23 protein-coding genes are annotated in these 24212 nt (G+C 74.5%); 9 read left to right on the top strand and 14 right to left on the bottom strand.

Translation table 11 applies throughout. The features are described from left to right. Window positions 1–15: 15 nt before the first annotated feature. The 3 genes from ACIQI7_RS12770 to ACIQI7_RS12760 are packed head-to-tail and all read right to left on the bottom strand — an operon-like array spanning window position 16 to window position 2893. Window positions 16–501, bottom strand: coding sequence for a copper chaperone PCu(A)C (locus tag ACIQI7_RS12770; protein WP_401108248.1), 486 nt, complete (start codon window positions 499–501; stop codon window positions 16–18). Next, window positions 498–2735 carry a heavy metal translocating P-type ATPase gene (locus tag ACIQI7_RS12765; protein WP_401108245.1) on the bottom strand — a complete coding sequence of 746 codons (2238 nt, stop codon included), beginning with the start codon at window positions 2733–2735 and terminating at the stop codon, window positions 498–500. The genes ACIQI7_RS12770 and ACIQI7_RS12765 overlap by 4 nt, the downstream gene beginning before the upstream one ends. Beyond that, window positions 2732–2893, bottom strand: coding sequence for a hypothetical protein (locus ACIQI7_RS12760; protein ID WP_401108243.1), 162 nt, complete (start codon window positions 2891–2893; stop codon window positions 2732–2734). Before ACIQI7_RS12760 ends, ACIQI7_RS12765 begins: the two co-directional genes overlap by 4 nt. A gap of 509 nt (window positions 2894–3402) precedes the next feature. Between ACIQI7_RS12760 and ACIQI7_RS12755 the strand changes: the two genes are divergently transcribed. Then, window positions 3403–5601, top strand: a complete 2199-nt coding sequence (locus tag ACIQI7_RS12755) for a M4 family metallopeptidase (protein ID WP_401108240.1) — start codon at window positions 3403–3405, stop codon at window positions 5599–5601. A gap of 120 nt (window positions 5602–5721) precedes the next feature. On the opposite strand, the gene ACIQI7_RS12750 is transcribed toward ACIQI7_RS12755, so the two are convergent. From ACIQI7_RS12750 to ACIQI7_RS12735, 4 genes are all read right to left on the bottom strand, one after another. Next, window positions 5722–6123 carry an NTP pyrophosphohydrolase gene (locus ACIQI7_RS12750; protein WP_401108238.1) on the bottom strand — a complete coding sequence of 134 codons (402 nt, stop codon included), beginning with the start codon at window positions 6121–6123 and terminating at the stop codon, window positions 5722–5724. A 110-nt stretch (window positions 6124–6233) separates the two neighbouring features. Then, window positions 6234–6647, bottom strand: a complete 414-nt coding sequence (locus ACIQI7_RS12745) for a PPOX class F420-dependent oxidoreductase (RefSeq protein ID WP_401108235.1) — start codon at window positions 6645–6647, stop codon at window positions 6234–6236. A 50-nt stretch (window positions 6648–6697) separates the two neighbouring features. Next, complete coding sequence (locus ACIQI7_RS12740; RefSeq protein ID WP_401108232.1) at window positions 6698–7222, bottom strand: AAA family ATPase; 525 nt, start codon at window positions 7220–7222, stop codon at window positions 6698–6700. Between the two features lie 103 nt (window positions 7223–7325). Next, window positions 7326–8678: a D-alanyl-D-alanine carboxypeptidase family protein gene (locus tag ACIQI7_RS12735; RefSeq protein ID WP_401108229.1), complete on the bottom strand. Its 1353-nt coding sequence runs from the start codon at window positions 8676–8678 to the stop codon at window positions 7326–7328. Window positions 8679–8840: 162 nt separating this feature from the next. Here ACIQI7_RS12735 and ACIQI7_RS12730 point away from each other — a divergent pair, with 162 nt between their 5' ends. Further along, window positions 8841–9038 (top strand): hypothetical protein, encoded by a 198-nt coding sequence (locus ACIQI7_RS12730; protein ID WP_387747827.1) that lies wholly within the window; start codon window positions 8841–8843, stop codon window positions 9036–9038. 230 nt (window positions 9039–9268) lie between these two features. Here the strand turns inward: ACIQI7_RS12730 and ACIQI7_RS12725 are convergent, their stop codons facing one another. The 4 genes from ACIQI7_RS12725 to ACIQI7_RS12710 form a co-directional block, all read right to left on the bottom strand. After that, window positions 9269–9430 (bottom strand): hypothetical protein, encoded by a 162-nt coding sequence (locus ACIQI7_RS12725; RefSeq protein ID WP_401108227.1) that lies wholly within the window; start codon window positions 9428–9430, stop codon window positions 9269–9271. Window positions 9431–9440: 10 nt separating this feature from the next. Next, window positions 9441–9611, bottom strand: a complete 171-nt coding sequence (locus ACIQI7_RS12720) for a transposase (RefSeq protein WP_401108225.1) — start codon at window positions 9609–9611, stop codon at window positions 9441–9443. A 77-nt stretch (window positions 9612–9688) separates the two neighbouring features. Further along, window positions 9689–9979 (bottom strand): hypothetical protein, encoded by a 291-nt coding sequence (locus ACIQI7_RS12715; protein ID WP_401108222.1) that lies wholly within the window; start codon window positions 9977–9979, stop codon window positions 9689–9691. 78 nt (window positions 9980–10057) lie between these two features. Then, a complete protein-coding gene (locus ACIQI7_RS12710; protein ID WP_401108219.1) occupies window positions 10058–10870 on the bottom strand; it encodes a TetR/AcrR family transcriptional regulator in 813 nt (270 codons plus the stop codon). An 80-nt stretch (window positions 10871–10950) separates the two neighbouring features. Here ACIQI7_RS12710 and ACIQI7_RS12705 point away from each other — a divergent pair, with 80 nt between their 5' ends. The 3 genes from ACIQI7_RS12705 (at window position 10951) to ACIQI7_RS12695 (ending at window position 16754) form a co-directional block, all read left to right on the top strand. Beyond that, window positions 10951–11802 (top strand): siderophore-interacting protein, encoded by an 852-nt coding sequence (locus tag ACIQI7_RS12705; RefSeq protein ID WP_401108217.1) that lies wholly within the window; start codon window positions 10951–10953, stop codon window positions 11800–11802. Window positions 11803–11974: 172 nt separating this feature from the next. Next, a complete protein-coding gene (locus ACIQI7_RS12700; protein ID WP_401108214.1) occupies window positions 11975–15562 on the top strand; it encodes a S8 family serine peptidase in 3588 nt (1195 codons plus the stop codon). A gap of 223 nt (window positions 15563–15785) precedes the next feature. After that, entirely contained in the window at window positions 15786–16754 is a 969-nt protein-coding gene (locus tag ACIQI7_RS12695) for an alpha/beta fold hydrolase (RefSeq protein ID WP_387747841.1), read from the top strand. Between the two features lie 81 nt (window positions 16755–16835). Here ACIQI7_RS12695 and ACIQI7_RS12690 read toward each other — a convergent pair whose 3' ends face one another. The 3 genes from ACIQI7_RS12690 to ACIQI7_RS12680 form a co-directional block, all read right to left on the bottom strand. Beyond that, complete coding sequence (locus tag ACIQI7_RS12690) at window positions 16836–18260, bottom strand: VWA domain-containing protein (RefSeq protein WP_401108211.1); 1425 nt, start codon at window positions 18258–18260, stop codon at window positions 16836–16838. Continuing rightward, complete coding sequence (locus ACIQI7_RS12685) at window positions 18257–19153, bottom strand: AAA family ATPase (RefSeq protein WP_401108210.1); 897 nt, start codon at window positions 19151–19153, stop codon at window positions 18257–18259. Before ACIQI7_RS12685 ends, ACIQI7_RS12690 begins: the two co-directional genes overlap by 4 nt. Before the next feature lie 178 nt (window positions 19154–19331). After that, entirely contained in the window at window positions 19332–20000 is a 669-nt protein-coding gene (locus ACIQI7_RS12680; RefSeq protein WP_401108207.1) for a Tat pathway signal sequence domain protein, read from the bottom strand. Between the two features lie 606 nt (window positions 20001–20606). Here ACIQI7_RS12680 and ACIQI7_RS12675 point away from each other — a divergent pair. From ACIQI7_RS12675 to ACIQI7_RS12660, 4 genes are all read left to right on the top strand, one after another. Next, window positions 20607–21335 (top strand): TetR/AcrR family transcriptional regulator, encoded by a 729-nt coding sequence (locus ACIQI7_RS12675; RefSeq protein WP_401108204.1) that lies wholly within the window; start codon window positions 20607–20609, stop codon window positions 21333–21335. 185 nt (window positions 21336–21520) lie between these two features. Further along, complete coding sequence (locus tag ACIQI7_RS12670) at window positions 21521–22177, top strand: DUF6230 family protein (protein ID WP_387747851.1); 657 nt, start codon at window positions 21521–21523, stop codon at window positions 22175–22177. Between the two features lie 2 nt (window positions 22178–22179). Continuing rightward, complete coding sequence (locus tag ACIQI7_RS12665) at window positions 22180–22710, top strand: DUF6114 domain-containing protein (RefSeq protein ID WP_401108202.1); 531 nt, start codon at window positions 22180–22182, stop codon at window positions 22708–22710. A gap of 247 nt (window positions 22711–22957) precedes the next feature. Then, window positions 22958–24205 carry a globin domain-containing protein gene (locus ACIQI7_RS12660; protein WP_401108199.1) on the top strand — a complete coding sequence of 416 codons (1248 nt, stop codon included), beginning with the start codon at window positions 22958–22960 and terminating at the stop codon, window positions 24203–24205. Window positions 24206–24212: the final 7 nt, after the last annotated feature.

The following is a 24212-nucleotide window of genomic DNA, read 5'->3' as shown; positions in this document are numbered from 1 at the left end:
GCCCCGTGCCCCCGCTCAGCGCGGCCGCTCGGCCGCGGGCAGCACCTGGGCGGCGAGCCGCAGCGGCGGGCTGTGACGGAAGGTGAGGGTGAACTCCACCCACTGGCCGGCCCGCAGCGGCGGCGGGTCGGCGATCATCAGGTCGGCGTCCTCCGGGGTCATCCGCAGCTCGCCGCGGCCCGGCACCGGGAGCGCCGGGGCCGCCTCCCAGCGGCCCGCCGCGCCCTGGTGCAGGTGCCGCTTCGGGGTGATCCGGCCGCCGAACTGCCAACTGGCACCGGTCAGTTCGTCCGGTACGTCGCCCGGGTTGCGGACCGTGAAGAAGGCCGCGGTGGCGGAGGCCGCGCCCGCCGGGGGCAGCAGCACCCAGCCCGGCCCGGCCTCCACCGGGCGGGCGCGGCCGGCCCCGCCGACCGCCGTCCACCCGGAGAGCAGGACCAGTGCGAGCGCCGCCGCGCCGACCGGCGGGCCGACCGCCCCGAGCCGTCCGACCGCCTTCACCGACGGCCTCCCCGGCGCCGCCCGTGCCCGGGCTCCCAGGTGCGCAGCCGCAGGCTGTTGCCCACCACGAGCAGCGAGCTGAGCGACATCGCGACCGCCGCCAGCATCGGGTTGAGCAGCCCGACCGCCGCCAGCGGGATCAGCACCAGGTTGTAGCCGAAGGCCCAGAGCAGGTTGGCCCGGATGGTCGCCAGGGTCTGCCGCGCCAGCCGTACGGCGTCCACCACCGCCTCGATGTCGCCGCGCACCAGGGTCAGCCCGGCCGCACCGATCGCGGCGTCGCTGCCGGAGGCCAGGGCCACCCCGAGGTCCGCCGAGGCCAGTGCCACCGCGTCGTTGACGCCGTCGCCGACCACCGCCACCGTCCGGCCGGAGGCGCGCAGCTCGGCCACCACCTCGGCCTTGCGCTCGGGGGAGGCGCAGGCGTGCACCCGTCCGATGCCCAGTTCGGCCGCCACCGCGCGGGCGGCGCCGGGGCCGTCCCCGGTCAGCAGGACGGTCTCCAGGCCCAGCCCGCGCAGCCGGTGGAGCGCCCGCCAGCTGCCCGACCGCACGGTGTCGCCCACCTCCAGGACGGCCGCCGGCCGCCCGTCCAGCTCGACCGCGACGGCCGTGCGGCCCGTCTCCCCGGCCCGCGCGACCGCCTCGGCCAGGGCCGGCGGCAGGACGGTGTCGTCCGGCCGCACCACCCGGACGGCCCGGCCCCCGACCGTCCCGGACACCCCGAGCCCGGTGGTGGCCGCGAAGCCGTCCACGGCCGGCGGCGGCCCGCAGCGCTCCCGGGCGGCCGCCGCGACCGCCCGGCCGATCGGGTGCTCCGAGCGGTGCTCGACCGCGCCGGCCAGCCGCAGCGCCTCGTCCTCGGCGAGCCCGCCCGCGGTGGTGACGGCGGCCAGCTCCATCCGGCCGGTGGTCAGCGTCCCGGTCTTGTCCATCACCACCGTGTCCACCCGGCGCAGGCTCTCCAGCACCTCCGGGCCGCGCACCAGCACGCCCAGCTCCGCGCCCCGTCCGGTCGCCGCCAGCAGCGCCGTCGGCGTGGCCAGCCCGAGCGCGCACGGGCAGGCCACCACCAGCACCGCGACCGCCGCCGTCACCGCCGCCTGCGGCTCGGCGCCCGCCCCCAGCCAGAAGCCCAGCACGCTCGCCGCGACCGCCAGTACGCAGGGCACGAACACCCCGGCCACCGCGTCCGCGAGCCGCTGCGCCCGTGCCTTGCCGGCCTGGGCCTGCGCCACCAGCGCGGTGACCCGGGCCAGTTGGGTGTCCGCGCCGACCGCCGTGGCCCGGACCACCAGCGCGCCGCCGACGTTCACCGTCGCCCCCGCCACCAGGGCCCCGGGGCCGACCTCGACCGGCACGCTCTCCCCGGTCAGCAGGCTCAGGTCGAGCGCCGAACCGCCCTCGACCACCACCCCGTCGGTGGCCACCCGCTCGCCCGGCCGCACCACGAACTCCTGCCCGGGCAGCAGCAGTTCGATCGGCACCAGGCGCTCCTCGCCGTCCGCGTCCCGCAGGCACACCTGCTTGGCGCCCAGCTCGGCCAGCGCCCGCAGCGCGGAGCCGCTGCGCCGGCGCACCCGGCCCTCCAGCAGCCGCCCGGCCAGCACGAACAGCGGCACGCCGACCGCCGCCTCCAGGTACACGTGCGCGGTGCCGCCGCCGTCGGCGGTCAGCGAGAACGGCATCCGCATGCCCGGATCCCCGGCCCCGCCGAGGAACAGCGCGTACGCCGACCAGCCGAAGGACGCCACCACACCCAGGCTGACCAGGGTGTCCATGGTCGCCGCCGCGTGCCGCAGGCCCCGCAGGGCCCGGCGGTGGAAGCCGGCCGACCCCCAGGTCACCACCGGCACGGCGAGCCCGAAGCAGACCCACTGCCAGGCGGTGAACTGCGCCGACGGCACCATCGACAGCACCAGCACCGGGACGGCCAGCAGGGCGGTGACCAGCAGCCGCCACCGCTCGTCCGGCTCCTCGGCCGCCACCCCGGCCGGCGCCCCCGCGGGCAGCGGCGCGGCGGTGTAGCCCGCCCGCTCGACCGCCGCCACCAGCTCGCCGACCGGCACCCCGGCCGGGTGCAGCACCCGGGCCCGCCCGGTCGCCAGGTTCACCCCGGCCGTCACGCCCTCGATCCGGGCCAGCCGCTTCTCGACCCGGCCCACGCAGGCGGCGCAGGTCATCCCGCCGACCGCCAGATCGGTGGCGACCACGGGTTCCGCGACGGCGCTCACCGCATGCCGCCCATGTCGTGCCCACCCGCCCCGGGCGGCGCGCCGCCCCCGTCGGCGGGCCGCAGCCCGGGCGACACCGGCCCCACCTGCCGCCCCACCCCGTAGGCCACCACGAACACCACCACCAGCAGCAGGAGGAACCCCGCCAGCACACTCAACGGCCGGACACCCGGCGACTTCGCACTCACGCCCCACCAGTCGGACGGCCACCCCGGCCGGTTCCCGGACGATCGGAAATCGCGGTGCGGACAACTCCGTGCCTCGGGAGCGGCCGGGGACGGTGTGGCGCCGCCGTCGGCCCTGCCCGCCTTTTCTCCCGCATTTGCCCGTCTGCTGACGGATCATCACCTCGACATCAGGTTGATGGCGAAGGGATTTCGGCCAACTTGTCGCCGCACGGGGTGACGCGTTCCCACCAAAGCTGGCACTGTACCGTCCCATCGCGGCAGAGGCCCTTGCCGTCGCACGCGCACCACCCGACGCGGCGATCGCGTCGGGTCGGACACACCGTTCCACCCGTTCGGACCACCAGCTCTACCGGGCGGCACCACGCTCGCCGCCCGGCTGACTCCGGCCGCCCCGAACCCGGCCGTCGCAGAAGGAGTTCCGTGTGACTCGATCCTTCCGAAAGGCCACCGCCGCAGGCGCGTTGATAGCCAGCGCCGCGATGGTGGTGACCGCTCTGACGTCCGGCGTCGCCGCCGCCGACGAGACTCCCGCCATGGCCTCCGCCGAGGCCCGGGCCTTCGCCGGCGCGCTGCCGGTGGAGCTTTCGCCGGAGCAGCGCGGTGATCTGCTGGCCTCCGCCGACGCGTCGCTGGCGAAGACCGCCGCCTCGCTGAACCTGGAGTCGAAGGAGGCGCTGGTCGTCCGGGGCGTCACCAAGGACGCGGACGGCACCGTGCACACCCGCTACGAGCGGACCTTCGACGGACTGCCGGTGCTCGGTGGCGACCTGGTCGTCCACACCGCGCCGGACGGCTCCACGAAGGGCGTCGACAAGGCCACCGAGGCGAGCATCGCCGTCGACACCGCGCCCAAGGAGAGCGCGGAGGCGGCGAAGGGCCTCGCGCTGGAGAGCGCCGGGGAGGCGAAGGTCGCGGAGCCGGCCGCCGACGACGCCCGCAAGGTGGTCTGGGCCGCCTCCGGCACCCCGCGCCTGGCGTGGGAGACGGTCGTGACGGGCACCCAGGAGGACGGCACGCCGTCCGAACTGCACGTCATCACCGACGCCGCATCCGGCAAGAAGATCTTCGAGTACCAGGGCATCGAGACCGGTGTCGGCCACAGCAAGTACTCCGGCCAGGTCGACATCGGCACCACGGCGGCCGGCGGCGGCTTCGCGATGACCGACAACACCCGCGGCGGCCACAGCACCTACGACCTGAACGGCACCACCGGCACCAGGACGCTGTTCACCAACCCGACCGACACCTGGGGCGACGGCACCGTCGCCAACCGGCAGACCGCCGCCGTCGACGCCGCCTACGGCGCCCAACTCACCTGGGACTACTACAAGAACGTCCACGGCCGCAACGGCATCAAGGACGACGGCGTCGCCGCGTACACCCGGGTCCACTACGGCAAGAACTACGTCAACGCGTTCTGGTCCAACGCCTGCTTCTGCATGACGTACGGCGACGGCGCGGGCAACGTCAAGCCGCTGACCTCGATCGACGTCGGCGGCCACGAGATGACCCACGGTGTCACCTCCGCCACCGCGAACCTGGTCTACAGCGGCGAGTCCGGCGGCCTGAACGAGGCCACCTCCGACATCATGGCCACCGCGATCGAGTTCTGGGCGAACAACCCCCAGGACCAGGGCGACTACCTGATCGGCGAGAAGATCGACATCAGGGGCGACGGCAGCCCGCTGCGCTACATGGACAAGCCCTCCAAGGACGGCAAGTCGCGGGACTCCTGGTCGGCGGACCTCGGATCCGTCGACGTGCACTACTCCTCCGGGCCGGCCAACCACTGGTTCTACCTGGCCTCCGAGGGCAGCGGCGCCAAGACCGTCAACGGCGTCGCCTACGACTCCGCGACCTCCGACGGCCTGCCGGTGACCGGCATCGGCCGGGACGCCGCCACCAAGATCTGGTACCGGGCGCTCACCACCTACATGACCTCGTCCACCAACTACGCGGCCGCCCGGGTCGCCACCCTGAAGGCCACCGCCGACCTCTACGGGCCGACCAGTGCGACCTACCAGAACGTCGCCAACGCCTGGGCGGCCATCAACGTCGGCCCGCGCGTCGTCGACGGCCTCCTGCTGGACCCCGTCGACAGCCAGATCACCGCGATCGGCACCGCCGCCGACCTCCAGGTGAAGGCCGTCAACTTCAACCCCGGCGTCGTCACCTACCACGCGACCGGCCTCCCGCTGGGCCTGACGCTCCACCCGGTCACCGGCCGCGTCACCGGCGTCCCGGCCCTTCCCGGCACGTACCCGGTCACCCTCACCGCCAAGGCCTCCCACCACAGCAGCCTGACGACGACGTTCTCCTGGAAGGTCTCCGCGGGCATCTTCGCGAACACCACCCCCCTGCCGATCCCGGACGGGGGCCCGGCGGTCTTCTCGGACATCGCCGTCGACCGGCTCCCCGGCCAGGCGCCGAGCGACCTCAGGGTGTCCGTGGACATCAAGCACACCTGGCGCGGTGACCTGGCCATCGACCTGGTCGGCCCGGACGGCACCGTGTACCCGCTGAAGAAGAGCAACCTCGGCGACTCGGCCGAGAACGTCGTCGCGACCTACACGGTGGACGCCTCCGCCCAGCCCGCCAAGGGCACCTGGCGGCTCCGGGTGCAGGACGTGTACCGCGGCGACTCGGGCCGCCTCGACGGCTGGAAGCTCGTCTTCTGACCGCCGCGCCTCATCGAGGTGGTCCGGCCGGCGAAGCGCCCGCTTCGCCGGCCGGACCGTTCCCCGGACGCGCGGTACGGCTCCTCGCCGGGCTCCGGGCCACCTGGTCGGGGCCCGGCGCTACGGCCGCACAGTGCGCGGCCCGGTCACGGCGGCGCCGAGGGCGCCGACCCGGGACCGCAGTCCGCGGTCGGCGGTGGCCACCAGGCAGGCCCGCTCCGGGTGCTCGGCGCGCGCCGCCCGGACCAGTTCCACGATCCGGTCGTCCCCGCTGCCGTCCGCCTCGACCACCCGGACTCCGGGCAGCCCGGCGACGCCCCGGGCGGCGCCCTCCACCACCAGGACCACCTCCAGCGGGCCGGGCAGCTCCGGCAGGCCCCGGGCGGCGAGCGGGACGAGGGCGTCCCGCAGCCGCCCGGCGGCGCCCCGCCGGTCCCGCCACCAGCCGTCCGGGACGGAGCCGACCACGTTCGCGCCGTCGACCACCAGCAGGGGCGGCGGCGCGGCCTCGTTCTGTTCCATGGCCGCCAGCCTGCCACGCCCGGAGGGCCGCGCAGCGGCGGTCGGCCTGCCGGGGGGGGGCTTCCGGGCGGCGGTGGGCGTTCCGGCGGCGGATGGCGTCCGGGCAGCCGTCAGTCCGTCAGCGTGATCCGGATGCCGACGGTCCCGCGCTCGCCGCGCCGCAGCCGGCTGCCGAGCAGGGTGAGCACGCCCAGCAGGCCGTACTTCTGGCGCAGCAGCGTGCGGTAGGCGCCGGTGCGCTCGGGGCCGAGGATCTCGGCGGTGGCGGGGTACTGCTCGCCGGTCGGGCGGCCCTTGACGTCACAGGGGCCGACCAGCACGTCGGCGCGGTTGCGGATCCGCTTGACCTTCCAGGAGTCCGCGACGGTCCAGACACCGAGCGCCTCCCCGTCGCGCACCACCCACACCGGGGTCGGCACGGCGGTGCCGTCCTTCTTGTACGTGGTGACGAGCAGGTAGCTCCCGGAGGAGAGCCGCACGATCCGGGCGAGCCGGTCCGCGGCGGAGGGGTCGGGCGTGGTCATGGCCGGAAGTCTAGGGCCTGTCTCCCGGGCCTCCCACGCGCCGGAGCTGGTCAGGCGAACGACGGCCACCGGTGGGCGGCCCACCGCCGCCAGTCCGTCGAGCCGGGGGGCGGGCCGACCGGTTCGCGGCCTTCCAGCTCCGCCGCGTCGGGCTCCTCGAAGTGCGCCCGCCCGTGCCGGATGTCGGCCTCGGTCATCGGGAACGTCTCCGCGGGGGAAGTCGCCCAGCGGTGGGCGATCCGGGCGCGCTGGGTGGTGTCGTCCACCGGCAGGTAGACCATGCGGAAGCACGCACCCTCCGCCTCCACCAGCCAGCGGATCGCGGACCGCTCGTCCCGGGACCAACAGCCGTAGTCCACCACGACGTCGGTGCCCAGCCGGACCGCCTCCAGGGCGAGCCAGAGCAGGCGACCCTCCAGTACGTCGCGCTTCCCGTCCGCCTCCGCCGTGCCGAACAGGGGGAGCATCCAGTCGTCGGGCGTCAGGCGCAGCGCGCCGTGCTCCGCCGCGAGCCGCCGGGCCTCCGTGGTCTTGCCGGCGCCCGGCAGGCCGACCATCAGGAACAATGTCGTCACCCCTGGATGGTGCCCGCGGAGCCGGGCGTCCGGCCACCGATTTCCCCGGCCGGCCACGGCGGGGCGGCTGCCCGACCCGCTCCCGCGCGGGGCCGGCCGGCGCTCAGTGCGGCGGGCGGTGCCGGTGGGTCCGGGCGGAGTGGACCAGGGCGCGGGCGCGACGGGTGAGGCGGCGCCGGCCGCGCCCGCCGACGCCGGTGGCGCCCCCGAGGGCGGTCGCGCCGCCCCCGCCGTACGCCGGGGCGGCCACGGCCCGGGCCCGGGCGGGGGCGGTGCGGCGGCGGGCGGCGGTACGGGCGGTGGCCCAGGCGGCGAGGGCGGTGCCGAGGGCGGCGGCGGTCCAGGCGGCGGGGGCGAGGCCGGTGCCGGAGCCGCCGGTCACCGGCGGGCGGGACCAGGGCGGCACCTGCTCGACGGCGTCGGCCTCGGCCCCGGGCTGGGCCCCGGCCTGCGCGGTGGGGGAGGGCGCGGCGACCTCGTCGACCAGTCGGCCGACCGGCTGGACCTTCCCGGCGGCGGCGAAGCCCCAGTCCAGCAGGCTGGCGGCCTCGTCGTAGACCTTGCTCTGCACCTCCGGGTGCATCACCGTCACCAGCAGGGTTCGCCCGCCGCGTTCGGCGGCGCCGGTGAAGGTGGCGCCCGCGTTGGTGGTGTAGCCGTTCTTCACGCCGATCAGGCCGGGGTACTTGCCCAGCAGCCGGTCGGTGTTGGCGATGTCGAAGCTGGCGCGCTGGCCGGTGAGCTTGTCCAGCCCGCCCGGGAAGCGCGCGGTGCGGGTGGCGCAGTAGGCGCGGAAGTCGGCGTTGCGCAGCCCGGCCCGGGCGAAGAGCGTGAGGTCGTAGGCGGAGGAGACCTGGCCGTCCATGTCGTAGCCGTCCGGGGATACCACCCTGGTGTCGCGGGCCTGGAGCGCCCGGGCGCGCTCCTGCATCTCGGCGACGGTCCGCTGGAGGCCGCCGTTCATGTGGGCGAGGACGTGGACGGCGTCGTTGCCGGAGCTGAGGAAGACACCCCGCCAGAGGTCCTCGACCCGGTACGGCAGGTCCTCCTTGACGCCGACCAGGCTGCTGCCCGCGCCGAGGCCGGCGAGCTCGGCGGTGGTGACCCGGTGCTCCAGCGCCCGGTCGAACTTGGGCAGCACGGTGTCCGCGAACAGCATCTTGAGGGTGCTGGCCGGGGGCAGCGGCAGGTGGGCGTCGCGGGCGGCGAGGACCTCGCCGGTGGCCGCGTCGGCTATCAGCCAGGAGCGGCCGGTCAGTGCCGACGGCAGCGCGGGGGCCCCGGCCAGCGGCGCGACCTGGACGGCGGGGAGGCCGAGCCGCTCGCCGCCGACGGCGGGGACGGCGTCCTGGGCGAGGGCCGACGGGGCGACGACGGCGAGTACCAGGGCGGTACCGGCGGTGGCCGCGGCCCTGGCGACGTACGGCGGCTTCGGCGGTATGCGGGTGGGGAGCACACGGCGAACGTACCCGGGCCGCCGCCGGGCCGCCGGGCCTGCTGCTCCGTCCGGAGCCGTTCGCGGCCGTGCGGAGCCGCGGGGAAACCACGACTTTGGTGGTGCCCGGCCGCGCCGAAAGTCGGATGCCCGGCCGAGGGGCGGCTTCCTAGGCTCGGGATCATGAAGACCCTGCTCGGCTACCTCGGTTCCGTGTTGATCGTCGGCGGCACCTCCGGCCTGCTGTCCACCTGGATCGACGGCTTCCGGCTGTTCGGCTTCGTCCGGGTCCTGGTGCCGGTCGGCCACGAGGTCGCCGGGTACGCGACCCTGGTGGTGCTCGGCGTCGTGCTGGCCCTCCCCGCCGCCCACCGCGGTTAGTCGGTTTCGTTCGGATCATCTGGCAGACCAGAGGAAGATCCCCGCGACGTGCAGCACGGCCAAGTGGACGGCCGCGGTTTTCTCGTGCGGGCTGGCCGCTACCTGTGCCGTTGCCCGGGGTGACGAGTTCGGTGAAGGCGGCGATCGAGCCGCATAGTCGAGCTCGGCCGTCTTGACTGACCCCTGACCTGATGGCGAAACGCCGCGGCTTGCCGGGGCGGTTCCTCAGTTCAGCGCAAGCCGTCTGTGTCGTCGTGCTCTTCGCCGACTGGGAGTGGCCGACGGTCCTCCGCCGGGTCATCGCTGTGGATGGCCGCGGAGACCGCCCTGTTGTAGGCATCGTCGAGGTCGTCACCGCTTGCGCCGAGTATGTTCTCCCAGTCAATTCCCATACCTACGAGCCTACCCGTAGGGTTCGAGGAACCGAGCGATGTGGGCGTTGAGCCCGTACTCGACGGGCACGTCCCGCCACGGAACCCCAGTACGGACCCGAGACCGTATGCCATCGATCAACCGCCGCGGAGGCCGGACAGGTGGCCGGCCCGCCTTCGTGCCCTTCGGCAACAACGGCACCGCCCTGATCGTCCGTGAGATCTCCCCGACCCATGAACCGTGATCATCCACAGCACCAGATCCACTTTCGCCACAGCCTAGACGCAGCTGGTGCCATCAGCCCTGCCGACAGTTGCCCACCAGCCGATCACTCGGGCTGCCATCGCCTCAGGTCGCAGGCCCAGAGGGTCGAGACCGAAGTGATCCTCCAGCTCTTGCCGCAGAAGCGCACCAATCTCCACCTGGTCCGCGCCACCACGGAGGCGCTGGAGGAGAGGGGCGAGCATGCAGTCATACTCGTCCCGCACCTCGTCGGCGACGCCGATCGGATCCCACTCGTCGAGCAGCTGCCGCAGGTCGTTCTCGGTGGCGTCGGTTCCAGGTCGCATCGCACCAGGGTGCCACCCGGGAACCGCCGTCATCACTCGCCCTCGCCATGATCCAAGCGAAACGCCCAGGCGCCCGGGTCACCGTCCGCTGCTGAAGCCTCCCGGGCCCGGTGCGTCGCGGACGCCTCCTTCCGCCGCGATGCCGTCGAGCAGGACGGCGAGCCCGGTGCGGAAGGCCTCCCGGTGGGGGTCCTCCGGGGTGCCGCCGGCGGTGGTCTGCAGGGCGGCCAGCAGCGGGAAGCGCTGCGCGAAGTCCGGGGCCAGTTCGGCGAGTCGGGCCGAGCGGGCGGCCCACCAGTCCTCGTCGGCGACCCCGGTCGCGGCCGCCGCGCCGCGGGCGTCGGCGGCGGTGGCGGCCAGGCCGCGGACGAACTGCCAGAGCGCGGCGACCGCCCCGCGCAGTCGCGGTGGCGTCAGGCCGGCCGGCCGCAGCGCGCGCAACAGCGCCTCCATCGCGGCGAGTTCGGCGGGGCCGAGCACCGGGCGGGCCTGCGAGACCTGGAGCACCCAGGGGTGGCGCAGGTAGCAGGCGTACAGTTCCTCGGCCCAGCCGGTGACGGCCTGCCGCCAGCCGTCGGGCGCGGGCGCTCCGGCGGGGACGGCGGTGGGGAGTTCGGCGAGCGCCCGGTCGTGCATCAGGTCGAGGAGTTCGGCCTTGCCGGGCACGTAGGTGTAGAGCGCCATCGCGGTGCGGCCGAGCCGTTCGCCGACGGCGCGCATCGACAGGGCGGCCATGCCCTCGGCGTCGGCGACCGCGATGCCGGCGGACACGATCGCGTCCACACTCAGGCCGGGTTTGGGGCCGCTGCGCCCGGTGCGCGGCTCCTCGGGCGCGCCCCAGAGCAGGGCGAGCGAGCGGTGGGCGTCGCCCTGCCCGGCGTAGACGGTCATCCGGCATCTCCTTATGGCGTAAAGTATCTCTCCGAAGCAATTCTTTATGCCGTAAGGCTATCAATCGGAGGGGTTTCGCGATGACATTGCCCGTCACCTTCGTCGAGGTCGTCGAGGTCCGCCGGATCACGCCGCGCACCGCCCGGATCACCTTCGCCGCCGACGATCTGCCCGACACCGTCGGCACCGCCCCCGACCAGCAGCTCAAGCTCTGCTTCCCGCGCCCGGGGCAGCGCGAGCCGGTGCTGCCCGCCCGGCAGGACGACCCGATGGGCTGGTACCAGGCCTACCTGGCGATCCCGGAGGAGCGGCGCCCGCTGCTGCGCAGCTTCACCCTGCGCGGCCGGCGCCCCGGCACCCGACTGGTGGAGATCGACTTCGTGCTGCACGGCGACACCGGCCCGGCCGCCGCCTGGGCGCTGCGGGCCGCGCCGGGGGACCGGCTCGGGATGGTCGGCCCGTCCGCGCTGTACGCCCCGCCGGTCCCGTTCGCCGAGGCGGCGGCGGCCGCCGACTGGGTGCTGCTGGCCGGTGACGAGACCGCGCTGCCGGCGCTCGCGACGCTGTTCGGGGCGCTGCCCGAGGGGGTGCGGGCGTACGCCTGGATCGAGGTCGCCGACCGGGCGGAGAGCCAAGGCCTGGAATCCCGTGCCGAGTTGGAGGTGGAGTGGCTGTACCGCGACGGCGCGGCCCCGGGGGCGGTGCTGACCGAGGCGTTCCGGGACGGTGTGCTGCCGGCAGGCGAGCCCTTCGTCTGGCTGGCCGGGGAGGCGGGGGCGGTCCGGGCGATCCGGCGGTGCCTGGTCGAGGAGCAGGGGGTGCCGAAGGAGAACATCGACTTCACCGGCTACTGGCGCCACCGGCTGACCCAGGACGACGCACCCACCCCCGAGGACCTGGCGGACGCCCGGGAGCGGCTGGCCGGCCACTGAGCGGGGCTCGGAAAGGGCCGATCGGCTGAAAGCGGGGGGTTCGGCCCGATTTCCGCTCCGAATTTTACTGATCGATGGTCAACTTTACTTTCTGATGGGGATTTACCCCCTTGTCGTGATCCTCTCAGGTGCGTTGAAATGCGTCAGCTGTCCATCTGACGAGAGGATTTATATGATCAGCTGGCGGAAAGCCCAGCTAACAGCCGCCGTCGCGGTCACCGCCGCGTCCATGGTCCTGAGCCTCGGGACGGTCGCCGGAGCGGCCCCGGCGGCCCCCGCCCCGCAGAACGCCCAGGCGGCGCCCGCGGACGGGGCCCCGGTGCCGGTGATCGTGGTCCTGAAGGACCAGATCGCGGACGCCCCGGCCGACCACCGCCACCTGGGCGCCCGGCAGCAGAAGGCCGCCGACGCGCAGGCGCCGCTGCTGGACAGGGTCAGGGCGGGCGGCGGAACCGACATCAAGACCTTCGTGGTCGGCAACGCCTTCTCCGCCACGGTCGGTCCCGCCCTGCGGGCCCGGCTCCAGGCAGACCCGGCGGTCGCCGCCGTGGTGGCGGACGGCCAGGTCCAGGTCGCCCCGCCGACCGCGGCCAAGGCGAAGGCCGCCGCTGCCGCCGCGGGTGCCAAGGCGCCCAGGGCCGACGCCTCCCCACAGGCCGACGCCGCTCCGCAGGCCGTTCCGGGCAGCAACGGTCAGGACAGCAAGGCTCAGGACGGCAAGGCTCAGGACGGCAAGGCTCAGGGCGGCAAGGGTGAGGGCGGCAAGGCTCAGGCGGTCGAGGAGAACGCGACCAACACGGTCTGCCCCTCCGACCCGGGCAAGCCGCTCCTGGAGCCCGAGGCCCTGTACTCGACCCGGGCCGTCACCGGCAACGGCAAGCCCGGTGTGGAGGACCTGGCCACCGGCAAGGGCGTCAAGGTCGCCTACATTGCGGACGGCCTCGACCCGGACAACCCGGACTTCATCCGGGCCGACGGCTCGCACGCCGTGGTCGACCACCAGGACTTCGCGGGCGACGGCTGGGACGCGCCGACCGGCGCCGCCGAGGCCTTCGGCGACGCCTCGGCGGTCATCGCCCAGGGCCGCCAGGTCTACGACGTCTCCGCTTTCGTCAACGCCTCGCACCCGCTGCCGACCGGCTGCACCATCCGCATCCGCGGCCTCGCCCCGGACGCCGACCTGGTCGCGCTGAAGGCCGGCGGCGAGATGATGTCCAACTCGTCGATCCTCCAGGCGATCGACTACGCGGTGCGGGTCGCCCACGTGGACGTGCTGAACGAGTCCTTCGGCGGCAACGTCACTCCGGACAGTGGCGCGCACGACACCATCTCGCTCTTCAACGAGCAGGCCGTCAAGGCCGGTGTCACCGTCGCCGTCTCCAGTGGTGACGCCGGCATCAGCGGCACGATCGGCACCCCGGCCACCGACCCGTACGTGATCGCGGTCGGCGCCTCCACCGACAACCAGAACTACCAGCAGACCGGTTACGCGGCCTCCCAGTTCTCCAACCGGACCTGGAGCGACAACCGGATCTCCGCGCTCTCCTCGGGCGGCTTCACCCAGGCCGGCCGGACCGTCGACCTGGTCGCGCCCGGCGAGTCGGACTGGGCGCTGTGCACGCCCGACACCAGCAGGTACACCGACTGCAAGGGCTACAACGGCCGGCCCTCGCCGATCCAGCCGTTCGGCGGCACCAGCCAGTCCGCCCCCTTCGTGACCGGCGCCGCGGCCCTGGTCATCCAGGCCTACCGGGACACCCACGGCGGCGACTCGCCGTCCCCGGCCCTGGTGAAGAAGCTCCTCACCGGCACCGCCACCGACCTCGGCGTGCCGGCCGAGGAGCAGGGTGCCGGCCTGCTGAACGTCCGCGCCGCCGTCGAGGCCGCCCGCGGCTACGACGACGGGGACGGCACCGAGGGCGCGCGGACCGTGGTGGTCGGCACCGGCCAGGTCGACATCGCCGGCGCCCCCGGCTCGACCCACACCGCCGAGGTGTCCGTCACCAACACCGGCGACAGCACCCAGACGGTGAGCGCCGCGACCCGCACCTTCGCCCCGCAGTCGAGCGAGCGGCAGACCGTCCAGCTGGACCCGTCCTCGACGGACACCTTCAAGTACGCGACCAACGGCGCGGACTGGGTGCGCAAGCAGGTCACGTTCACCGTCCCGGCCGGCGCCGACCGCCTCGCGGCCTCGATCGCCTGGCAGGGCGCGCCCGACCCGGTCACCAACGGGCCGGTGGTCCGCATGACGCTGCTCGACCCCTCGGGCCGCTTCGAGACCAACACCCGTCCGCAGGGCGGCGCCACCCCGGCGGACTTCGGCCTGGTCGACGTCCCGCACCCGGTGGCCGGCGAGTGGACCGCCGTCCTCTACACCCCGGCCGGCCCCGCCGGTTACAAGGGCGACGTCCAACTGGGCACCGCCACCCAGCGCGCGGTGCCGGCCGGCGCCGTGAGCCCGAGCACCACCGACCTGAAGCCGGGCCAGACCAGGACCCTCAAGGTCCAGCTCACCACCCCGGCCACCAGCGGCGACTCCAGCCAGGCCGTGCTGGTCTCCAGCTCCGACGGCCGCACCACCAGCGTCCCGGTCGTGCTGCGCAGCCTCGTCCCGGTCGACCACGGCAAGGGCACCTTCACCGCCACCGTCACCGGTGGCAACGCCCGCAGCGCCTCGCCGACGCAGAGCTTCTCGTACGCCTTCGACGTCCCGAAGGGGCAGCGGGACCTGCGGGTCGGCGTGACCGTCGGCAAGGACCCGAAGCTGCTCATGCAGGGCGCGCTGATCAGCCCGAACGGCACCCCGGTCGACATCGAGGGCAACGGGCTGTTCGACGCCCAGGGCAACCTGGCCGGCACCGGTGACGGCGTCTCGGCCACCGCCGTCGCCCCGGCCGCCGGCCGCTGGCGGTTCGTCCTGAACGTGCTCGGCCCGGTCAGCGGGCAGGAACTCGCCCAGGACTTCACCGGCACCGTGGCGTTCGACCGGAACCAGGCCACCGCGGCCGGGCTGCCGAACGACACCCGCACCAGGCTGGCGGCCGGCAAGCCGGTCACCGTCCAGGTGGACTACGCCAACAACACCGTCGCGACCCAGCGGATCGCGGCCGACGGCCGGCTGGACCGCCGGGTGGACCTGCCGCTGGTGCCGCGGGGCGCCTCGGCGACCGTCAGCCTGCCGCTCAGCCTCGACTCCGCGGTGCCGTCCTTCCTGGTGCCGCCGGGCACCGACCGGCTCCAGGCCGTGGCGGCGTCCTCGACGCCGGCGCAGATCGAGCTGAGCGCCACCGCCGGCTCGCCGGACCTGTTCGGCGACCTGAAGAAGGCCCAGGACGGCTCGGCCGTCTCGGTCGTGACCGACCACGGCACCGCCGAGCAGCCGGTCGTCCCCGGCAACTGGGGCACCTTCGTCCAGCAGATCGGCCCGTTCGGCACCGGCGGCGCGCCGGCCGGCACCTCCACCGTCACGGCCACCGCGCACACCCTGGCCTTCGACCCGGCACTGACCTCCAGCACCGGTGACCCGTACGCCGCCTCGGTGGACGCCTCGGCCGCGGCAGCCGTCCCGGTGACCGTCGCCCCCGGTGCCACCGGCTCGCTCCAGGTGACGCTGACCCCGGCCGGCCCCAGGGGCAGCACCGTCAGGGGCGTGCTGTACCTGGTGTCCGGCCCGACCGGCGTGGCCACCGCCAACAACGTCCTGAACACCACCGGTTCGGTGCTCGCGGCGATCCCGTACAGCTACACGGTGGGCTGACCCCACACCGGTTCCACCGGAGTCGAGACCGAGGCCGTCCCGGATCGCCGGGGCGGCCTCGGCCGCGTCCGGCGGGTCGACACCTTGCGGGTCGGGCACGTTGCGGGCGGGACCGTGCGGGCACCAACGCGGCACCGGCGCGGCACCGGCGGGGTTCCGGGGCCGGTCGGCTGGGCAGGGTCGGGAGTGAACGGATGTCGTCACCGGATGGGGAGTCTTCGAGTTGAACCAGGCGATCAAGCACGGCGAGGCCGAGGTGAACGGCGTACGGCTGCACTTCGCGGAGCAGGGCGAAGGGCCGCTGGTCCTGCTGCTGCACGGCTTCCCGGAGAGCTGGTACTCCTGGCGGCACCAGTTCGGGCCGCTCGCCGAGGCCGGCTACCGGGTCGTCGCGCCGGACCAGCGCGGGTACGCCCGCAGCGCGCAGCCGGAGCGGGCGGACGCCTACAGCCTGCTGCACCTGGTAGGCGACGTGACCGCGCTGATCGGCGCGCTGGGCGAGGAGCGGGCGGTCGTGGTCGGGCACGACTGGGGCGCGCCGGTGGCCTGGACGACCGCCGCGCTGCGCCCCGACCTGGTGCGCGGGGTGGCCGGGCTGAGCGTGCCGCCGCTGCCGGTGGGCGGGCCGCCACCGCTGGAGGCGGCCCGGGCGGCCTTCGGCGAGGGCTTCTACCAGGTCTACTTCCAGGAGCCCGGCAAGGCCGACGCCGAACTGGCCGCGGACGTGAAGTCCAGCCTGCGCCGCATCCTCTGCGGCAGGCAGCCGGACGGCGTGCCCCGGCCGTGGATCATCCCCGAGGGCAAGGGGCTGCTGGACACCGTCCCGGAGCCGGAGCGGCTGCCGGACTGGCTCACCGACGCGGACCTGGACGTCTTCACGGCCGACTACGCCACCCACGGCGCGAAGGCCTTCACCGGCGGCCTCAACTGGTACCGCAACCTCGACCGCAACGCCGAACTGCTGGCCGCCTTCAGCGGGGTGACGGTCGACGTGCCCGCGCTGTTCGTGGTCGGCGAGCAGGACCTGGTCAACGCGATGGTCCCGCCCCCGGTGCTGGACCACCTGCTGGGGCGGCTGCCCAGGCTGCACCGCCACGTCCGGCTGCCGGACACCGGGCACTGGACGCAGCAGGAACGCCCGGCCGAGGTGACCGAGGCGCTGCTGGACTTCCTGGCGCACCTGGACAAGTGATCGGCCGACGGGACGCCGGTCGCGGCCGCCCGCCCGGGCCCGGCGTTCCGACCCGGCGCCGACCAGGGGCCCCGGTCGGCGTCAGACCGGCAGCAGGCGGGCGATCAGCTCGCCGAGGCGGCGGGCGTTGCGGCAGGAGTGCATCTCCACCACGCCCGCGTAGGCCAGGGCGGCGGAGTCGCCGGTCGGCCAGAGCGAGGGCTGCTCGGGGTTGAGCCAGAACACCCGGCGGGCCCGGGCGGCGATCCGGCGCAGCGCCTCCAGGTTGGGGTCGCGCTGGTTGTTCCTGGCGTCGCCGAGGACCAGGACGCAGGTGCGCGGGCCGACCGCGTCCAGGTGGTGCTCGGCGAACCCGCCCAGCGCGGAGCCGTAGTCGCTGTTGCCGTGGTAGCCCGTGACCTCGGCCTCGGCGAGGATCCGGGCGGCCAGGCGGGCCGGGTCGTCGCCGCCGCGGAGCAGGCCGGTGACCTCGGCGGTGCGGTTGACGAAGGCGAACACCCGGACCTTGCTGAACTGTTCGCTCATCGCCTGCACCAGCAGCATGGTGAAGTCGGCGAAGCCGGCCACCGAGCCGGAGACGTCGCACAGCAGCACCAGCTCCGGGCGGGCCGGGCGGCGCAGCCGGTACGCGGGGCGCAGTGGTACCCCGCCGGTGGACAGCGAGCGGCGCAGGGTGCGGCGCAGGTCGATCTCGCCGCGGGCGGCGCGGCGGCGCCGGGCGGCCAGCCGGGTGGCGAGCTTGCGGGCCAACGGGTGGACGGTGCGGCGCAGTTCGGCGAGCTGGTCGCGGCCGGCGTAGAGGAAGTCGACCTGGTCGGGGGTGGGGGCGACGGCGCGTTCGGCGATCCGCTCGGGGCCGCGCAGCTCGGCGACCCGGCGGCGGGCCTCGCCGGCGGTCAGCGCGCGGAAGTCCCGGATGCGGCGGCGGATCTCGTCGGCGAGCACCAGGTCGGAGAGGTCCGGGGTGCCCTGGCCCTCGCGCAGGGCGGCCAGGACGCGGGCCAGCAGCGTCTCGGGGGCGAGCCGGCCGAGCGCCTGCTGGGCGGACCAGCCGCCGGTGCCGGGCGAGCCGCCGGTGCCGTACCGGCCGAAGGCCTCCACCACCTCGCCGGCCAGCCGGGCCTGGGCGGCGCGGTCGTCGGCGGCCAATGCGGCGGCGAGGCGGTCGCGCAGCTGCTCGCGCAGCGGGTCGGGGCGGCCGAAGCGCGGCGGCTCGGGGTCGTCGGGGACGGGCGGCGGGTCCGCCCGGACGGCCTCCGGGGTGCCGACGCCGAGCGGGAAGAACAGGTCGAAGGCGGCGTCGAAGACCGTCCGCTGGCCCTCCGAGCGCAGCAGGGCGGCGGCCAGGCCGGCCCGCATCCGCTCGCGGTCGGTGAAGCCGAGGACGTCCAGCACGGCGGCGGCGTCCACCGTCTCGGCCGGGCCGATCCGCAGGCCGTGGCCGCGCAGGGCGCGGACCAGGCCGGTGAGGCGGGCGGCGGTGTCGGCCGGCTGCGGCGCCGTCACGCCGGGGTGAGCTTCTGGGCGGCCTTGCGGACGTCGTCCTGGTGCTTGAGGATCACCCCGAGGGTGTCCCGGACGACCGCCTCGTCCAGGGTGTCGGCGCCGAGGGCGAGCAGGGTGCGGGCCCAGTCGATGGTCTCGGCGACGGACGGCGCCTTGCGCAGCTCCATCGCCCGCAGCGCGCCGACGATCCGGACCAGCGACCCGGCCAGCGTCTCGTCCAGGCCGGGCACCTTGAGCCGGACGATCCGGCGCTCCAGCTCGGCGTCGGGGTAGTCGAGGTGGAGGAAGAGGCAGCGGCGGCGCAGCGCCTCGGAGAGCTCGCGGGTGGCGTTCGAGGTGAGCAGGACGAAGGGGCGGCGGGTCGCGGTGATGGTGCCCAGCTCGGGGACGGTGACCTGGAAGTCGCTGAGCACCTCCAGCAGCAGCGCCTCCACCTCGACGTCGGCCTTGTCCATCTCGTCGATCAGCAGCACGGTCGGCTCCTCGCCGCGGATCGCGGTGAGCAGCGGGCGGGTGAGTAGGAACTCCTCGCCGAAGATGTCGGTGCGGGCCTCCTGCCAGCCCTCGTCGCGGCCGGCGGTGATCCGCAGCAGCTGCTTGGCGTGGTTCCACTCGTAGAGGGCGCGGGCCTCGTCGATGCCCTCGTAGCACTGGAGCCGGACCAGCCGGGCGCGGCCGATCTCGGCGACCGCCTTGGCGAGTTCGGTCTTGCCGACCCCGGCGGGGCCCTCGACCAGCAGCGGCTTGCCGAGGCGGTCGGCGAGGAAGACGGTGGTGGCCACGGCGGCGGAGGCCAGGTAGCCGGTGGCGGCCAACTGCTCGGCGGCGTCCGCCACCGAGGTGAAGAAGCCCGTGCTGTCCCCGCTGCTGCCTTTGCTGCTGTCCCCGCTCATCCGCCTGCCCCGTTCCGGTTGGCCGTCTGCGTGCGGCGCCACCCTACCGGCCGGTCACTTCGCTGTCGCGGGGTCCGGGGCTGGGGTCCGGTCAGGGCGCGGGTACGGCGGAGCGGCGTACGGCCCGGTGAAGGTGCCGTACGCCGCCGTCGTCAGGACGGGCCGGTGGGCCCTGGCGTCAGTTGACGAAGAGGACCGGGCTGCCGGCGACGGAGGTGTCGACGACCGGGCCGTAGGTGGCGGTGAAGTAGCCCGTCGCGAAGCACAGGCTCGGCCCGGAGGCCAGGGTGAAGGGCTGGGCCTTGAAGCCGATGGTGTTGCCGGTGTTCGAGGCGTTGCCGTTGATCCCGGTGGAGTTCTGGTAGTTGCAGCTGATGCTGCCCAGGATGGTGTTGAGCACCACGGTGGTGCCCATCACGCCGGCCGCGCCGGGGGTGAGCTTGACCGGGTAGCCGGCGGCGTCGCTGACGGTGTTGGTGAACGGCAGGCTGGTGACCGTGACGCTCTTGACGCCGGTGACACCGACGACGTTGGAGGTGCAGGACCCGAAGGTCTGGGTGTCGAGCCGCTCGACGGCGCTGCCCGGCGCGGCCGGGTTGGAGGTGACGGTCGCCGAGAAGGAGGAGGCGGCGCACTTGACGCCGGTCGTCCCGGTGGCGCTGTTGTAGAAGGTCGCGGAGGTGCCGGAGACCAGGTTGGCGGTCAGCACGTCACCGACGGCGACGGCCGGGCCGGTCGGACCGCCGGTGGTCAGGACCGCGCCGGCGGCCTGGGCGGGGGAGACGGCCGCGCCGGTGAGGGCGAGCGCGGCGAGGGCGGTGGTGGCGAGGGTGCGGCGGATGCGCATGAGGGTACCTCTCTCCGTCCGGAGGACGGGTGGGGGAATCCCGGCGTGCGGGTGTGGTGGTGAGCACGACGGGGGAGGTGCATGGCGTGCCGGAGGCTTGGTACCGGCGGCTTCGTGCCGAAGGCTTCGTCGAGCCGGTTCGTCCCGCAGGATGTGTCGCGCAGGATGCGTCGCGAGGGCTTCGGCCGGTGCCGAGGGCGGGCGGGCCCGGCGCCACGGGCCCGCCCGTACGGTACGGCGGTGCGGACGTACGCGAGGGTGGGCGTACGGAGGTGCGGTGGTGCGCGGTGCTGCGGTGCGGGTGGTGCTGTGGTACCGGCGTGCGGTGGTGCTGCCGTGCGGCCCTGCGTACGGACGGCGGCGTGGACCACCAGCGGCACCGCGCCGTTCGGTCGGGGACGTGCGGTGCCGTGGGGGCACGTCGACGGCTGCCACCGTCGCGGTCCCGCCTCCGCCGTGGTCCCGACGGCCCGGGCGTTCGCCTCGGGCCGATCGGGGCCCCCGGAGGTTCGGCCGGTGGGGGCCTGCTCGCCCACCGGTTGGAAACCTGTCAGTGTTGTAAACCCGGTGTTCCGTCAATGTCAATACAGGACACAGGAGTTGGTGATGGATCGGAAACACCTCCGCGGAGCCGACGTGGTCCTGCTGCCGGGCGCCCGGACCGGCCGCGATCCGGCCCGTTCGATCAAGCCCGGCCCGCGCCGACTGCCCGCCGGCGTGGTCGCCGCCACCCAGCGCGACCGGCTGCTGGACGGCCTGGTGCGGACCGTCGCCGAGCGCGGCTACCAGCACGCCACGGTCAGCGACATCTGCCGGGCGGCCGGCGTGACCAGGCCGGTCTTCTACGAGCTGTTCAGCGGCAAGGAGGACGCCTTCCTGGCCGCGCACCGGCACGGCACCGGCGTGGTGATCCGGCGGATGGCGGAGGCCTTCACGGCCGAATCCGACTGGTGCCGGGGCATCCGGAAGGCCCTCGGTGTGATGCTCCAACTGCTCGCCGGAACACCGGCGTTCGCCACCATGGCGGTGATCGAGGTCGAGGCCGTCGGCCCGGCCGGCCGGCACGAGCGGGCCCAACTGCTCACCAGGTTCCGGGGGTTCTTCGCCGAGGTGCCCCAACTTCCGGGCGGCGTCGAGGCGAAGGAGATGGTGGACGCCGTGGTGGGCGGCGTCTACAGCGCGATCTACCGGCGGATCGACTCCGGCCGGACAGAACAACTGTTGGAACTGCTACCGGTGTTGAGCATGTTCTGCCTGTCGCCGTTCCTCGGCCCGGCGGAGGCGGCCGAGCGGCTGGGAGTGCGGGACTGGCCGAAGCGGGTCGCGGACTGGTGAAGATCCTTCGTGCACCCGTATTGACCCGGCCAATACCGGGCAGTAGCTTCCCAGTTACTCACCGAGCGCCGACCGGGCCCGCCCCGCTGCCAAGGGGCGGACGGCCCGGTCGGGCCGGGTAACGCTGTCCGCGCCAGGACAACGTGCCAGTGCCTGCACACCCATTCCATCCACAGGGAGCACACATGGCCATGTCCGAGGACGCCGCCACGGCGGCCGAGACCCCGCAGACGCCGAGCGCGCCGAGAAGAGGCCGGGTTCGGATGAAGCGCACCGCCCTGATGGCCGTGCCGGCCGTCGCGGCCGGGGGCGTCCTGATGGCGCTCACCGCGCAGGGCGTGCTCGCCGCCCAGTTCTCCATCTCCGGCATGCCGTTCACCATCACCGCCGACAAGCTGGACGGCGAGGGCTTCGCGCAGTTCGGCGCGCTGGACTCGATGATCCCCGACAGCCCCAACGCCGGGTCCACCGGCGGCCAGGTGCTGGTCGCGGTGTCGGCGATCAAGAAGGCCGAGATCACCAACCTCTGCCAGAGCGTCGACCTCGGCGGCATCAACCTGGTGATCCACGCGGGCGACGGCGGCACCCCCGTCACCGCCTCCGACCTCACCACCGACTCCGACCTGCTCTCCGGCAACGCGGAGTTCAGGAACATCGAGATCGGCGGCGACGCCAGCACGTACACCAAGGCCGGACCGATCGGCAAGGGCAACCCCGGCGTGTTCGGCCAGCAGGCCGACCACGTCACGCTGACCAACCTGAACCAGCACAACTACGCGAGCACCGCCGTCGGGTTCAAGCTGCCCAACCTGCGGCTGAGCTTCAGCTCCACGGGCTGCTGACCATGACGGAGTCCGTACCGGAGCCGGCCCGCACCGGCGGGGACACCGCGGCACGGGCCGAGGGGGTGGCCGCCGAGGGGACGGCGGCCGCGCCCGCCCAGGCCGTGGCGGCCCCCGCCGCCGAGCCCGCCGCACGCCCGGCCAAGCGCGACTGGCGGGGCGGGCGACCGTTCTGGGGCGGGCTGCTGGTGACACTCGGCGGCGCCCAGATCCTGTTCACCCTGAAGGCCCCGCTGCCCGTCATCCTGCACATCGGGATGCAGGGGCTGGCGGGGTACCTGGTGCCGGCGGTGATGGTGCTGTGCGGGCTGCTGATCCTGTTCAACCCGGCGCAGCGGCTGTTCTACTCCATCCTCGCCCTGCTGGCCTCGCTGGGCAGCTGGATCACCTCCAACCTGGGCGGCTTCGTGATCGGGATGCTGCTCGGGGTGGTCGGCGCCTGCCTCACCTTCGGATGGCTGCCCGACCAGCCGCTGCGCCAGGGCCGGCAGCGGCGGCTGGACCGCCGGGAGGCGCGCCGGGCGGGGGCCTGACGGGATCCTCACACGGCCTGACGGGCGGCGCCCCGGGTCCTGGTGGTGGGAGAGCACCAGGGCGCGGGGCGCCGGGGCACGGGGGCACCCTCCGGTCGTGCCCGCCCCGTTCCGGGCGGGCCCGGTCCCGGTCACCGTCAACCCTCCCGGTCCGTCGGCACCGAAGCAAGGGGTCGATGGTCCCGGGTCCGCCCGGGGCGATCGGCCCTTCTCGCGTTCGGCGGGCGGGCAGTTGACTGAACAGGACATGGACAACAGCAGCAGCACGAGCACCGGCACCGCCACCGCCGAGTACGACCGCCTGATCGCCCGCCATCACGCGATGCGCCTGCGACGCCGACTCCTGGCCCCGTCCTCCTCGGGCGGCGGCGACCTCGGGTACGGCGCCCACGGCGGGGACAGCGGCTACGACGGCGCCGCCGACCAGTACCTGATCCGGCGCGACCTCGATCTGATCTCCCCGCTCGCGGACCTGATCGACCACCTCTACGCGGTGATGTTCGACCACCGCCCGTACCTGCGGCCGCTCTTCCCCGACTCCATGGAGTTCCAGCAGCTCCACCTCGAACGGATCTTCCACCACCTGATCGACCACCTCGACCGGCCGGCCGAACTGGAGCGGACGCTGCGACAACTCGGCCGCGACCACCGGAAACTGGGCGTCCGGCCGGTGCACTACGAGGCCTTCGAGGAGGCCCTGTGCGCGGCCGTCCGGCACCGGGCCGGCGAGCACTGGACGGAGGAACTGGAGGGCGCCTGGGTGCGGATGCTGCGCTTCGCCGTCGGCGCGATGGTCGCCGGCGCCGACTCCGCGCTCACCGAACCCCCGTACTGGCACGCCGTGGTCACCGGCCACGAGCGCCGCCGCCCCGACCTCGCCGTGCTGCGGGTGCGCACCGGCGAACCGTACCCGTACCGGGCCGGGCAGTACGGCACCGTGGAGCACCCGGCGCTGCCGCGCACCTGGCGGCAGTACTCGATGGGCTGCGCCCCGCGCGCCGACAACGAGGTGGAGTTCCACGTCCGCCGCACCGGCCCCGGCGGGGTCAGTGCCGCCCTGGTCGAGCACACCGCCGTCGGCGACCGGCTGCGCCTCGGCCCGCCGCGCGGCAGCCTGCTGCCCGACGACGACGCCCGGGACCTACTGCTGGTCGCGGGAGGCACCGGCCTCGCCCCGATGAAGGCGATCGTCGAGCAGCAGGCCGCCCACCGGCCGGCCGGCCGCCTGGTCCACCTGTTCGTCGGCGCCCGGGACCGCGCGGACCTCTACGACTGGCAGTCGCTGGCCGAACTCGGCCTGCACAAGCCGTGGTTGACCGTCACCCCGGTCACCGTCGGCGAACTCGCCGACACCGTCGCGGCGGCCGGCGACTGGCGCGAGCACCTGGCCTGCGTCACCGGGCCGGTCGGCATGGTCGGCTCCGTCCGCACCCGGCTGGCGGCGGCCGGGCTGCCGCCGGCGCGGGTACGGTTCGACCAGGCGCTGTTCCGGTGACGCCGGC

The sequence above is a fragment of the Kitasatospora sp. NPDC092039 genome (assembly GCF_044756065.1).
Lineage (GTDB): Bacteria > Actinomycetota > Actinomycetes > Streptomycetales > Streptomycetaceae > Kitasatospora.
The sequence above is the reverse complement of the archived record's forward strand: the minus strand, read 5'-3'. Positions and strand labels throughout refer to the sequence as shown.